Source organism: Streptomyces sp. NPDC060028 (assembly GCF_042736725.1).
In the GTDB taxonomy this organism is placed as follows: domain Bacteria; phylum Actinomycetota; class Actinomycetes; order Streptomycetales; family Streptomycetaceae; genus Streptomyces.
In genome coordinates this window covers 47,238-59,187 of record NZ_JBHWVJ010000045.1, presented here as the reverse complement: position 1 = coordinate 59,187, position 11,950 = coordinate 47,238, and the positions used below count along the sequence as shown (strand labels likewise).

The following is an 11,950-nucleotide window of genomic DNA, read 5'->3' as shown; positions in this document are numbered from 1 at the left end:
CTCCCCCCCCGCCCACCCAACGCACCACCCGCAGGACCTTTTTATTTATACCGCTTTCACAGTGTTATACTCTATTTTATTCGTCGTCTGCGTCTGATGTGTATTAGAGACAGGGGCCACGGCCGCCGGCAGCGGACCCAGCGGCCAGGCGCGGGCCGCCGGTTGCTCCCGCGCCGCGGTCCGGGTCGTCGCCGGGTCCGGCCACGAGGGCTCCGGCGGCACCGGCGGGCGGACGGTCACACACCCGGCGGTCGTCACCAGCGCGGCGAGGATCAGGGGCAGGGCTGTCAGGCGGCGGGACGGCATTCGTCCACCCTGCCGTACCCGGGGCCCCGGAGCCTACGTGCCGTCACGCGGACGGGTGAGGTGACGTCCCACACCCGTGAGATGGGGCGGGGCCCCGCGTCGCCATCCGCAGGGCGTGCTCCAACGGCCCCCGGCGCAGCGGGCTGTGCGACCACAACCGCTGCCACGCCCACGCCGCGACCAGCCCCACACCCGCGAAGGCGGCCACCGCACCCCAGGACGCGGCCCCGCGGGCCGGGCCGGCCAGCACCAGCGCGTGGACGACGTACGCGCTCAGCGCCATCGCCCCGAGCGCGGTCAGCGGCCGCAGCAGCCGGGCGCCGGCCCGGCTGTGCGCGGCGAGCACGAACAGCCCGATGAGCGCGCAGCCGACGCCCGCGTTGCCGAGCGTCTCCAGCGGGGTCTGGCTGTACGGGTCCGCCACGAGCAGCCACTCCCAGGAGGTGCTGGGCACGGCGCCGAACTGCCCGCTCAGCACCTCCCGTACCGGATCGGCCGCGCCCAGGGCGTCCGGGTGGCGGGCCGCGATCGCATCGAGCAGCCGCTCGCGGCCGCCGAGCACATGGGTGGAGAGCCAGGCCGTGCCGTAGCCGGCGAGCGCGGCCGCCGCGCCCCAGCCCGCCATCCGCCGGGCGACGGACCGCTTCCGCAGATCGCACAGCCGGCCGAGCGCCAGTCCGACCAGGACGTACGGGAAGTAGGTGGCGAGCGGGTACGCGCCGGTGAGCAGCAGCTCGCACAGCACCTCGCCCGCCCCGTCCCAGCTGGTCAGGGCGGTGAGTTCGGGCACCAGGCCGCGGCCGGAGGCCTCGTACCCGAACAGCGGGCCGAGCAGGAACGACAGCAGCGGTCCGGCCGCCACGGAGGCACCGGCGACGGCCGTCAGCACCGGGGTGGACAGCCGGGCGAAGGGCTCGGCGGCCAGGAAGTACACGGCGAAGAACGCCAGGATGACCAGGATCCCCGGCCACAGCGCGGCCAGCCCCAGGCCGAGCACGGCCAGTACGGCGCAGCGGATCAGCAGCGGCCGGTAGCGCCGCGCCCAGCCGTCCGGCTGTTCGGCGGCGGCGCGGCCGCGCTGGGCGAGGGCCAGGGAGAACCCGGCGAGGAGGGTGAACAGTGCGGGGGCCCGCCCGTCGGCCGCGAGGATCAGGTACCCGGCGCCCTCGGCCCGCGGGCCCGGTCCGACGTGCACGGCGAACATGCCGAGGACGGCGAGCCCGCGCGCGGCGTCGACCGCGGCCAGCCGGCCGCCGCCGGTGCCGACGACGTTCAGGGGGTGTGCGCCCGGGGGCGTACCACTCATCCGCAGGTCACGGTGGAACGCGGCGTGTAGTGGGTCTTCATCGTCTCCCGCTTGACCTCGGCGCCGCCCTTGACGAACACCCGGTCCACGGCGACGTCGAAGCCCTCCAGCGGCGACTGCGGTTCGCACTTGGGCCCGCTGCCGGTCCGCGTCTGGGGCTGCTTGACATTGGTCCGCGGGCCCTTGGCCGCGCGTATCTCGTCGTACTTCTTCGTGCCCAGGAAGGTGATGGTGATCGAGGTGTCGGTGGCCTCGGCCTGGATGTAGAGCGCCTTGCCCGAGTCGTTGGCGAAGCGCAGGTCCAGGCTGCCCCAGGCGACGGTGGCCTCACGGCCCTCCGGGTAGCGCTCGATGTAGAAGGAGTGGGCCCCGTACTCGACGGGCTTGACGCCGGCGAAGAACATCGCGTTGAACACGGTGGTCGCCACGGCCGAGACCCCGCCGCCCGAAGCCTTCTCGTACCGGCCGTTGTTGATCATCAGGCCGTCCACGAAACCGTTCTCTTTCGTGCGCTCGCCCACCCGGCGGTTGAAGCTCCAGGTCTCGTCGGGCATCACGAGCGAGCCGTTGATGAGCTCGGCGGCCCGGCCGATGTTGGTCGTCCGGTACGGGGCCCGTTCGAAGTCGACGGTGAAGGAGGACACCTCCTCCTTGACGCCGAGCTCTCCGATCGTCTCCCGCGTCAGCCTGGGCCGGACCGTCTCGGTGGCGACCTCGCCGGTACGGGCGGCTTCGCCGCTGCCGGTCAGCAGTGGCAGCACGCTTTGGCCCAGGGTCTTCTCGGTGACCTGCCGGCCGGCCCGGCCCTCCTCGGCGACCGTGACCCGGCCGTCGCCTTCGAGCCGCAGCTTCGCCTCGGCCGCCCCCGGGGCGGCGTGCCGCAGCGGCCCGGCCACCGCCGGGTCGGCGAGCAGCGCCTTGGCGTCGAGCCCGGGGGCCAGCCGGCCCCGGCCGTCGTCCTTCAGCGTGAGGTGCTTGGAGAGGACCGCCGGGGCGATGGCCAGCCGCTTGCCGTCCACGGTGAGGGTGACGGGCGCCGACATCGCGGGCCGCGCGAACTCCTTCAGGGCGCGGTCGGTCTCCTGCTGACCGATACGCGGCTCCGTCCGCCGCACCGGGAGGGCCACGGGGTCGCCGGCGGCCCCGGGGTAGGAGGAGCGCAGCACCTCGACCGCGCGCTCGACGTCGAGATCGGTACCGGTGACCGGGGGCACGGCCTTGGCCTTGCCCTTCTCGAACGCGACCGAGCCCTCGCGCGCCTCCTGGACCGTCTTCTCGCCGAGCCCGCCGAGGGCGGCGCGGGCCGCCTTCTCGTTGAGCCGGACCACCGGCTGGACATCGGGATCGCCGGAGGAGAACAGCCGGCGGATCACGGTGACCGGGTCGGCCCCGGTACGCGCGGCGCGCTCGGCCGTGGCGGCGGTGTCCAGGGCCAGACCGAGGGACCCCGGCTCGGCCTGCTCGGAGCGGTCGCCCACCCGCAGGGCCAGCGGGGCCGCGGCGGACGGGCCGAGCTCGCGGTCCAGGGCCTGCTTGGCCTCGGCGCGGCTCATCCCGCCTATGTCGACCCCGCGCACTTTCGTCCCCGCGGCGACGTCCTCGCCGGCCAGGAGGAGCCCGGCGACGTACATCCCGCCGAAGCCGAGGACCGCGGCGCCACCCGCCACGCCCGCGACGGCCGGCACGGTCCACCGCTTTCCGGTGGCCGCCGGGCTGTCGCTGCGTGAAGGCGGTCGCATCTGTGGGTCTCTCCTCGGTCCGGCGACGTGGTCGGACCGCCGGTTTTCAGGCCGGCAGTCCGCCTAGGGAACGTAGCAAGGACGACATAACCAGGTAATAAGGAGGTATAGAGGTGGTAAAGCGACGGAGTGCCGCAGACCGCCCGGCTCACGCCTCCGGCCGCCGTAACCCGGGGGCCGTACGCGCTGTTGCACAGGCGGCGGGTCCACCGCGGCGCACGCCCCTACCGGCGAATGGAGTCCGATGCCACAGCTGACCGACGAGGCCGTGACCGACGAGGCCGTGATCGACGGGGTTCCGGCCGATGGCGCCCTGGCCGACGGCGCCGTGACCGATGACGCCGTGACCGATGACGCCGTGACCGGTCAGGCCCCGACCGATGACCGCGAACGGCCGGGCACCTGGATGACCCCGCAGGCGTACGGCGCCTCGCGCGCCGCCCTGTGGACCGGCGCCGTCGTGCTCGTCACGGACGACGACGGCCGGATCCTCGTCCAGAGCGTCGACTACCGCTCCGACCGGCTGCTGCCCGGCGGCGCCGTGGACGCGGGCGAGGCGCCCTGCGCCGCGGCGGCCCGCGAGATGTCCGAGGAGCTCGGCATCGAAGGCCGCTACCCACGCGGCCTCGCCGTCGACTGGATCCCCGCGGACACGCCCGGGTTCCCGCCCGAGATGCGCTTCCCCGGCGAGATCCTCCACGTCTACGACGGCGGCACCTGGAGCCCGGAGCGGATCGACGCGATCCGCCTCCCCGCGCAGGAGATCACCGGCATCGACTTCGCCGAGCCTGCCGACCTGCCCGCCCTGATGGACCCCGGCGACGCCCGGCGCGCCCTGTCGGCCCTGCGCGCCCGGATCAACGGCGGGGGCGCCGCGCTGCTGGAGGACGGCCGGCCCACCGCCCCCACCGCCCTGGACCGGCTCGGCGTCCTGCGCACCCGACGCAGCCCGCACCACGGCACCTGGCACGCCGGCCCGGCCCCCGAGCACCTGCCCGTACGGGACCACACGGGCTGGCTGTTCGCCCCCGACGGCCGGGTCCTGCTCCTGATCGCCCGCGCCACCGGCGCGGCCCGCCTCCCGCCCCTGACGGCCGCCGTCAGCTCCGGGGCGGCCCCGCTCGGCTACCGGTACGACGCCCGGCGCGCCCACCCGCGCACGACCGCCCGGCTCACCGCGCTGCCCCCCGGCCCCGACCCGGCGCACGCCCGGCTGCTGGCCACGCCCGAACAGGTCCGGGAGCTCAGCGACTGGGGCCCGGCCGGCCACGAAGAGCTCGCCTCGGTCCACACGGCCCGCGCCCGGCTCGGCCTCCCCGCCCCGGCCCGCACCCCGCTCACGGAACTCCCCGACCAGGGCATCCGTTGGTGAGCGGGCTTTCCCGCGGCGGGCGCCGCGAGGGAGGAAATCCGGCCAGTGCGGGGGGCGGTCCCGCAGCATGGGGGGATGAGTGAGACTGCGATCACCTACACCCTGTACATCCAGGCCGACCCCGCCCGGGTGTGGCAGGCCCTGACCGAACCCGCCTTCACCCGCCGGTACTGGGGGCTCAGCTTCGAGACCGACTGGGCGGTGGGCTCGCCGATGGACTGGGTGGAGGGCGGGGCGCGGACCAGCGATCCCGCGCAGGTGGTCCTGGACTGTGTTCCGCACCGCCGGCTCTCCTACGCCTGGCACACCTTCACCCCGCAGTGGGCCGCTTCGGCGGGCATCGGCGAGGAACTGCGGGCCGAGCTGGCGGCCGAGCGGCGCACGAAGGTGACGTACGAGATCGAGCCGGTGGGCGAGACCCTCGCCCGGTTGACCATCCTGCACGAGGACTTCGAGCCCGGCGGCACCCTCATCGGCATGTGCGGGCGCGCCTGGCCGCTGCTCGCCTCCAGCCTCAAGACGCTGCTGGAGACCGGCGCCCCGCTGCCCGAAGCCGGCCACGACACCGAGCTGGGCCACGGCGGATACGAGACCCACGACGGCTAGTGCGGTCGCAGCACTGGTGCCGTGACCCGGCGGCGTCCGGCGCGCGTCCCCGGCAGGGCGGATCGGACCTGGCCGATCCGAACCGCCCCGCACCTGTGATCATGGTGACCGGCCACGAACCAGGAGCGCTGACATGCCACTCCAGCACCACCGCGTCGTCGTCATCACCGCCGCGGGCGCCGCGCGCACGGACCACGTCGACGTTCAAGTCCTCCCCCTGCGAGGAGGGCTGACGGCATGAAACTGAACGAGATCCTCGACGCGGCGGCCGAAGGCCGGTTCCCGCCGCCCGACGGCGGCACCACCATCGTCCCGGCGCCGAGCCCGCGCGACAGCGGTGTCATCGCCTTCACCGCGCACTCCGTGGTCTTCATGGACGAGGACCCCCACTGGGTGCGCTCCACCCTCGCCTCGGTGGACTGCGACGCGCTGGCCGCCACCATGCACCCGCTCTTCCTGACCGCGCTGCTGGAGCGCACCGGGCGCCGGACCGACACCATCGACCTCCTCACCGTCGCCCGCGCGCTGCCAGGCGATCCGCCGGTGGCACTGCGGGAGATCGCCGACCGCGACCACCCCCGGGTCGTGCGGGCCCGCAAGCGCCGGGACGAGGTACGGGTCTGGGTCACGGACACGGGCGAGGGAGTGCTCGTCCTCGGCCGAGGCATCGCGGGCCGCTGGGAAACGGCCATAGAAGTGGACGAGAACGCCCGCCACCGCGGCCTCGGCCGCGACCTGGCGCTGGCCGCCCGCCACCTCGTCCCCGACGGCGGGCCCGTCTGGTCGCAGCAGGCCGCGGGCAACGCGCGCAGCATCCGCGCCTTCCAGGCCGCCGGATTCCGCCCGGTCGGCTCCGAAGTCCTGCTGCTGGCGCCCGCCCCGGGCAGCGCCTGACACACGCGGTGCACACAGCGGCGTACGGGACCCTGGACACCCGCCGTCCATCACTGTCGTGTGCAATGGTCGCCATGGGGAGACGCGAGGACCAGATACGCCGGAACACGCCAGGGCCGGCTCCGGTGCGCCCGCCCGAGGGGACGTCCGCGCCCGAGTACTGGCGCTACGCCCGGCACCTGGACTCCCTGGCGGCGGCGTCCGGCGGGGCGGCGGAGGCCGAGGCGGTGGCCGCCGTGCTGCGCGACCCGGACCCGGTGATGGCGGAGAGCGCCGTCGTCACGCACCTGGACCGGCGGGCGGCGCAGCTGTTGGCCGACGACGGCTTCCCCGCCTGGGCCCAGGCCCTGCGGGCCCCGCTCGGCGGCCGTACCTTCGCGGCCCGCCGGCTGCACGAGTGGGTCCTGCTCAAGGCCATCGCCCGGGGCGAGCCGTGGTCGGCCGAGGAGCTCACCGCCGCCTCCGACTGGTGCCAGCGCACGGCCGCGCAATCGCTCGCCTCGGACCGGGCGCTGAGCCTGCTGGCCGCCGCCGCCCGGACCCGCAGCGTCCGCAACACCGCCGCCCGGCGCCTGCTGCGGCGGGCGGCGGTCTGACGGCGTTCTGAAGGCGTTCCGACGGCTGTCCGAAGGCGTTCCGACGGCGGCCTGGCGGCGGGCCCATGGCGCCGCGACCACGGCCGGGCGGCGATCGCGCGGCTCTTCGCCGAATCCGGTTGCCACGGCCGCGGCGCGCTCGTGAGGATGACGCCATGCCTGCCTTCAGCGCACCCGACGGAACCCAACTCGCCTACCACGTGGTCGGCGAGGGCGAACCACTGATCTGCCTGCCCGGCGGCCCCATGCGGGCCTCCGCGTACCTCGGCGACCTCGGGGGAGTGTCGAAGCGGCGCCGGCTGATCATGCTCGACCTGCGCGGCACGGGCGACTCCGCCGTCCCGGCCGACCCGGCCACCTACCGTTGTGACCGGCAGGTCGAGGACGTCGAAGCCCTGCGCCGCCATCTCGGCCTGGAACGGGCCGACTTCCTGGCCCACTCCGCCGCCGGCGATCTCGCCCTGCTGTACGCGGCCCGCCACCCCGAGCGCGTCCGCAGCCTGGTGCTGGTCACCGCCCGGGCCCGGGCCATCGGCATCGACTTCACCGCGGAGCACCGCCGGGAGGCCATGGACCTGCGCGCGGCCGAGCCCTGGTACGCGATGGCCCGCCGGGCGGGGGACGCCGTCTGGGCCGGTACCGCGGCGGAAGCCGACTGGGACGCCATGGCCCCCTTCCAGTACGGCCGTTGGGACGCCGCAGCGCGGGCGCACGCCGCGGCCGAGGCCGAGCAGTCCAACGAGGAGGCCGGGGATGTCTACGCCTCCGCCGGAGCCTTCGAGCCGGCCGTCACGCGCGCCGCCGTCATCGCCCTGGAGGTGCCGGTGCTGATCCTGGCCGGCGAGCTGGACGGCGGCCCCCGGCCGCGCGTCGCCCGGGCCGTCGCGGAGTGGTTCCCCCGGGCCGAGGTGGCGGTCCAGGCGGGCACCGGCCACTACCCGTGGGTCGATGACCCGACTGCCTTCGCGCGGACGGTCCTGGCCTTCCTCGACGAGGGAATCGGAAGGGGCGGGAGGAAGCGGCCCCGCTGATTCCATCCATACACCTCGCACCCCTCGTCATTCACCTGTGTGGGGGCTTATGGTCTGCCTACCTGGCCGGGTAACCGAGTTGGACCGATGCCGCTCCAATGGAGGATGACTCTCCGTGTCACACGTTTCACAGGCTCCCGTCACCACCCCCGACGCGGCCCCCGCACCGCCCGCACCCAGGGCGTACAGCGAGGTCAAGGGATGGTTCTCGGCCTATGACCAGGTGCTTTTCGACTGGTTCCTGAGCCGCCAGGCCGGCGACGCCGCGCAGCGCGGCGATCTTCTGGAGCTGGGCGCCTTCATGGGAAAGAGCGCGATCTTCCTCGGCCGGTACCTTCGGGACGGCGAGGAGTTCACCGTGTGCGACCTGTTCGACTCGCCGCCGCCCGACGACTCCAACCTCGCCGAGATGCGGGGCTCGTACCCCACGCTGACCCGCCGCGGGTTCGACACGAACTACCTGACCTTCCACGAGGCGCTGCCGACCGTCGTCCAGGCACCGACCTCCGTGGTCGCCGATCTGGTCCGCCCCGACAGCTGCCGCTTCGTCCACATCGACGCCTCCCACCTGCACGAGCACGTGCTCCAGGACATCGAGTCCTCGCGCATCGTGGCCGCCCCGGGAGCCGTGATCGTCTTCGACGACTACCGCTCGGCCCACTGCCCCGGCGTCGCCGCCGCCGTATGGGCAGCCGTGGCCACCGGCGGGCTGCGCCTGATCTGCGTGTCCGCCTCGAAGCTCTACGCGACCTGGGACGACCCCACGCCCCACCAGGCGGCGCTGCTCACCTGGCTGGAGGGCCGCACGGACCTGTGGCACGGCGTGGACGTGATCGACGGCCGGCCGCTGGTCCGGATCGGTGACGAGGGAGTCGTCGCCCCGGCGCCCCCGCAACCGCTGCACGCCACCCCCGAGCCCGCTGCCGCGGCCCCGGCGAAGGCCGCCGCGCCCCGGGCCGGCGCCGGCTGGCGCCGGTTGGCCAAGGACCTGCTCCCGCCGGTCGTCACCCGCGCGATCGTGGCCCGCCGACGCGCGCGCCGCTGACGGCGACGCACGAGGGCGAAGCGAAGGTGCCGGCCCCCGTCCGGGGGACCGGCACCTTTCACGTACGGGTCACTTGCCCCGGCGCACCCGGGCCGCGGCGCGGGCCTCGGCGGCCTGACGGGCCTCGATCGTCTTGCGGGACTCCTTGCCCCGCCCCGGCCGCCCGGGCCGGGTGCCGATGCCGCGGAAGCCGAGGTCCGAGCCCGAGGGCCTGCCCTTGGCGTCGGTCGGCGCGGCGCCCGCCAGCGGAACCCCGGACGGGGCCTTCGCGCCGGTGATGCGGCTCAGCGCGGCCTCGCCGGAGCGCACCTGCGTGATCGTCGGCCGGAGCTTGGCGTCGGCCATCAGCCGCACCATGTCGCGGCGCTGGTTCGGCGTGACCAGGGTGACGACCCTGCCGGACTCGCCGGCGCGCGCCGTACGGCCGCCCCGGTGCAGGTAGTCCTTGTGGTCGGCGGGCGGGTCCACGTTGACGACGAGGTCGAGGTCGTCGATGTGGATGCCGCGCGCGGCGACGTTGGTCGCGACCAGGACCGTGATCAGGCCGTCCTTGAACTGCCCGAGGGTCCGGGTGCGCTGCGGCTGCGACTTGCCGCTGTGCAGCCCCTCCGCCCGTACGCCCATGGCCCGCAGGTGCTTCACGAACTGGTCGACACCGTGCTTGGTGTCCAGGAACATCAGCACCCGGCCCTCGCGGGCTGCGATCTCGGTGGCCGCCGAGACCTTGTCGGCCGCGTGGATGTGCAGCACGTGGTGGTCCATCGTGGTGACCGAGGCCGCCGACGGGTCCACGGTGTGCGAGACCGGGTCCTTGAGATAGCTGCGGACGAGCTGGTCCACGTTGCGGTCCAGGGTGGCCGAGAACAGCATCCGCTGCCCGGCGTGGTGCACCTGGTCCAGGATCTCCGTGACCTGCGGCATGAAGCCCAGGTCACACATCTGGTCCGCCTCGTCGAGCACCGTGATCTTCACGCGCTCCAGGTGGACGTCCCGCCGCCCGACCAGGTCGCTCAGGCGCCCGGGAGTGGCGACCACGATCTCGACGCCGGTGCGCAGGGCCGCGGTCTGGCGGCCGATGGACAGACCGCCGACGACCGTGGCCATCCGCAGCTTCAGGGCCTGTGCGTACGGGGTCAGCGCCTCGGTCACCTGCTGCGCCAGCTCACGCGTCGGTACGAGGACCAGCGCCAGCGGCCGCTTCGGATCCGCCTGCTCGCCCGCCGTGCGCGCCAGCATGGCCAGGCCGAAGGCCAGCGTCTTGCCGGAGCCGGTCCGGCCGCGGCCGAGGACGTCCCGGCCCGCGAGGGAGTTCGGAAGGGTCGCCGCCTGGATGGGGAAGGGCTCCGTCACCGCCAGCTCGGCCAGCGTCCGCACCAGCTCCGGGGGCAGGTCGAGCTCGTCGAACGACTTCACGGGCGGCAGCGCCGGGGTGGTCGTCGCGGGCATCGCGAACTCGCCCCGCAGGGGAGCGGTCCGGGGGGTCTTGCCGCCCCCCTTGCCACCGCCCTTGGAGCCTGCCTTGGTTCCGGCCTTGATGCCGAAACGCCCGTGAGGTGACGGGTTCTTCATGCAGAACCTTCCGTGAAGTCGTGAAAGGAGAAAATTTTACCATCGGACCCGCGACCCGGCGGGGGCGCGGGCCACAGCGGGCACCCCGGCTACGGGGCCACGGGACCCAGCTCCCCGGCCCGCACCTGGGCGAGGTGGGCGGTGATCTCGACCGTCGCGCGCCCGAACCAGTCGGCGATGACGGCGATCTCGTCGGGGGTGTACTCGGCGAAGACGGCGCCGAGCCGTGCGTAGAAGGGCTCGTACACGGCGAAGATCCGTGCGGCCGCGTCCGGGTCGGCCACGACCCGCACCCGGCGCCGGTCGGCGGGGTCGGCGCGGCGGCTCGCGTACCCGGCGCGCTCCAGGCGGTTGAGGACTCCCGTGACCGCGCCGGTGGTGAGGTTCGTCAGTTCGGCGAGCTCGCCGGCGGTGAGCGGGGTGTCCCCGGCGCCCAGGACGTGGCCCAGGCAGGTCAGGTCGGTGACGTTCAGCCCGAGCAGCTGGGCCACCTCCTGTTGGCCGATGAGGCCGAGCGCGACGTACCGGTCCATGCGCGAAAGCGCCTCCCCGGCCGTGGCCGCGGGGCGGGGCTTGCCCTGCACGCACATACTCCTTAGGATCTAAGAGGCTTAGTTCGTGAGATATTTATCTTGCTGAATAAGTCATCTCCTCTCCGAGCCTACTGCCGTCCGTCCGACCAGGGGGAATCGTGAGCGCCCACGGCGATGTCGATCTCGGCCACACCGTGGCCGGCTGGACCGGTACCTGTCTCGCCCTGCTGGGCTGTACCGGAGCGGGCGTCTCGGTCTGCGCGGCCTGGGCGCCCGGCATCTGGCTCGGCCTGGGTTTCGTCGTCGCGGCCGCGCTGACCACCTGGCTGCTGCACCTGGCCGGCTGGGGCAAGCCGAGCGGCCCCCGGGCGCCGGGCGACTGGGACTGGCGCACCCGGGACACCGTCGCCCGCGCCGGCCACGCCGACTGTCTGGGCTGCCGGCTCGGCGGCTCGCGGCGAGCCGCAGCGGCAGCCCCGCGGCCTCGATCCGCCGTGCCGCTGCCCGCGGACAGCGGCGCCTGAGCAACGGACCGGGGCGCCGGCCCCTGCCGAAAACGCCTTCGTCCCTCGTTTTGCGGATGGTGCGACCAAAGGTTCGATTCATTCAGTGCGCCCCGGTTGGCCGCGCTTGGCGTGTGACGGGGGCGACCTGTGGGCAGGATCGAGACGGCCGCACGTGCGGCCCGCGTGGAACGTTGAGAAGGATCAGCACAGATGGCAACTGGCACCGTGAAGTGGTTCAACTCGGAGAAGGGATTCGGCTTCATCCAGCAGGACGACGGCGGCCCCGACGTGTTCGTGCACTTCTCCGCCATCCAGACGACCGGCTTCAAGGAGCTGGCCGAGGGCGCGAAGGTCGAGTACGACGTGACGCAGGGCCCCAAGGGTCCGCAGGCGGAGCAGGTGGTGACCATCGGCTAGCGCCGCTTCACGAGTCCAGTCCGTGAGGTG

General features: G+C 73.9%; 12 protein-coding genes. 8 read left to right on the top strand and 4 right to left on the bottom strand.

The features are described from left to right. Positions 1 to 349: 349 nt before the first annotated feature. Both ACFWBF_RS22565 and ACFWBF_RS22560 read right to left on the bottom strand, forming a co-directional pair. Positions 350 to 1,612, bottom strand: a complete 1,263-nt coding sequence (locus ACFWBF_RS22565) for a DUF418 domain-containing protein (protein WP_385604693.1) — start codon at positions 1,610 to 1,612, stop codon at positions 350 to 352. Further along, positions 1,609 to 3,351, bottom strand: coding sequence for a VanW family protein (locus ACFWBF_RS22560; RefSeq protein ID WP_385604689.1), 1,743 nt, complete (start codon positions 3,349 to 3,351; stop codon positions 1,609 to 1,611). The genes ACFWBF_RS22565 and ACFWBF_RS22560 overlap by 4 nt, the downstream gene beginning before the upstream one ends. Positions 3,352 to 3,595: 244 nt before the next feature. Here ACFWBF_RS22560 and ACFWBF_RS22555 point away from each other — a divergent pair, with 244 nt between their 5' ends. From ACFWBF_RS22555 to ACFWBF_RS22530, 6 genes are all read left to right on the top strand, one after another. Then, positions 3,596 to 4,723 (top strand): NUDIX domain-containing protein, encoded by a 1,128-nt coding sequence (locus tag ACFWBF_RS22555; RefSeq protein WP_385604687.1) that lies wholly within the window; start codon positions 3,596 to 3,598, stop codon positions 4,721 to 4,723. Between the two features lie 75 nt (positions 4,724 to 4,798). Then, complete coding sequence (locus tag ACFWBF_RS22550) at positions 4,799 to 5,329, top strand: SRPBCC domain-containing protein (RefSeq protein WP_385604684.1); 531 nt, start codon at positions 4,799 to 4,801, stop codon at positions 5,327 to 5,329. A 237-nt stretch (positions 5,330 to 5,566) separates the two neighbouring features. Then, positions 5,567 to 6,223 (top strand): GNAT family N-acetyltransferase, encoded by a 657-nt coding sequence (locus ACFWBF_RS22545; RefSeq protein WP_385604682.1) that lies wholly within the window; start codon positions 5,567 to 5,569, stop codon positions 6,221 to 6,223. Between the two features lie 74 nt (positions 6,224 to 6,297). Further along, positions 6,298 to 6,819 carry a hypothetical protein gene (locus ACFWBF_RS22540; protein ID WP_385604679.1) on the top strand — a complete coding sequence of 174 codons (522 nt, stop codon included), beginning with the start codon at positions 6,298 to 6,300 and terminating at the stop codon, positions 6,817 to 6,819. A gap of 155 nt (positions 6,820 to 6,974) precedes the next feature. Further along, a complete protein-coding gene (locus tag ACFWBF_RS22535; protein WP_385604676.1) occupies positions 6,975 to 7,850 on the top strand; it encodes an alpha/beta fold hydrolase in 876 nt (291 codons plus the stop codon). A gap of 115 nt (positions 7,851 to 7,965) precedes the next feature. Beyond that, entirely contained in the window at positions 7,966 to 8,895 is a 930-nt protein-coding gene (locus ACFWBF_RS22530) for a class I SAM-dependent methyltransferase (protein ID WP_385604674.1), read from the top strand. 69 nt (positions 8,896 to 8,964) lie between these two features. Here ACFWBF_RS22530 and ACFWBF_RS22525 read toward each other — a convergent pair whose 3' ends face one another. Together ACFWBF_RS22525 and ACFWBF_RS22520 are read right to left on the bottom strand one after the other, a co-directional pair. Further along, complete coding sequence (locus ACFWBF_RS22525) at positions 8,965 to 10,464, bottom strand: DEAD/DEAH box helicase (RefSeq protein ID WP_385604671.1); 1,500 nt, start codon at positions 10,462 to 10,464, stop codon at positions 8,965 to 8,967. Positions 10,465 to 10,553: 89 nt separating this feature from the next. After that, a complete protein-coding gene (locus tag ACFWBF_RS22520) occupies positions 10,554 to 11,048 on the bottom strand; it encodes a MarR family transcriptional regulator (RefSeq protein ID WP_385604666.1) in 495 nt (164 codons plus the stop codon). Between the two features lie 107 nt (positions 11,049 to 11,155). Between ACFWBF_RS22520 and ACFWBF_RS22515 the strand changes: the two genes are divergently transcribed. Together ACFWBF_RS22515 and ACFWBF_RS22510 are read left to right on the top strand one after the other, a co-directional pair. After that, positions 11,156 to 11,521 (top strand): HGxxPAAW family protein, encoded by a 366-nt coding sequence (locus ACFWBF_RS22515; protein ID WP_385604663.1) that lies wholly within the window; start codon positions 11,156 to 11,158, stop codon positions 11,519 to 11,521. 192 nt (positions 11,522 to 11,713) lie between these two features. Next, complete coding sequence (locus tag ACFWBF_RS22510) at positions 11,714 to 11,920, top strand: cold-shock protein (RefSeq protein WP_030231294.1); 207 nt, start codon at positions 11,714 to 11,716, stop codon at positions 11,918 to 11,920. The last annotated feature ends 30 nt before the right edge of the window (positions 11,921 to 11,950 follow it).

Coding starts and splice junctions, on each gene's coding strand:
- ACFWBF_RS22540 (WP_385604679.1), top strand. CDS start 6,298: ATGGGGAGACGCGAGGACCAGATACGCCGGAACACGCCAGGGCCGGCT.
- ACFWBF_RS22525 (WP_385604671.1), bottom strand. CDS start 10,464: ATGAAGAACCCGTCACCTCACGGGCGTTTCGGCATCAAGGCCGGAACC.
- ACFWBF_RS22545 (WP_385604682.1), top strand. CDS start 5,567: ATGAAACTGAACGAGATCCTCGACGCGGCGGCCGAAGGCCGGTTCCCG.
- ACFWBF_RS22550 (WP_385604684.1), top strand. CDS start 4,799: ATGAGTGAGACTGCGATCACCTACACCCTGTACATCCAGGCCGACCCC.
- ACFWBF_RS22535 (WP_385604676.1), top strand. CDS start 6,975: ATGCCTGCCTTCAGCGCACCCGACGGAACCCAACTCGCCTACCACGTG.
- ACFWBF_RS22510 (WP_030231294.1), top strand. CDS start 11,714: ATGGCAACTGGCACCGTGAAGTGGTTCAACTCGGAGAAGGGATTCGGC.
- ACFWBF_RS22565 (WP_385604693.1), bottom strand. CDS start 1,612: ATGAGTGGTACGCCCCCGGGCGCACACCCCCTGAACGTCGTCGGCACC.
- ACFWBF_RS22560 (WP_385604689.1), bottom strand. CDS start 3,351: ATGCGACCGCCTTCACGCAGCGACAGCCCGGCGGCCACCGGAAAGCGG.
- ACFWBF_RS22555 (WP_385604687.1), top strand. CDS start 3,596: ATGCCACAGCTGACCGACGAGGCCGTGACCGACGAGGCCGTGATCGAC.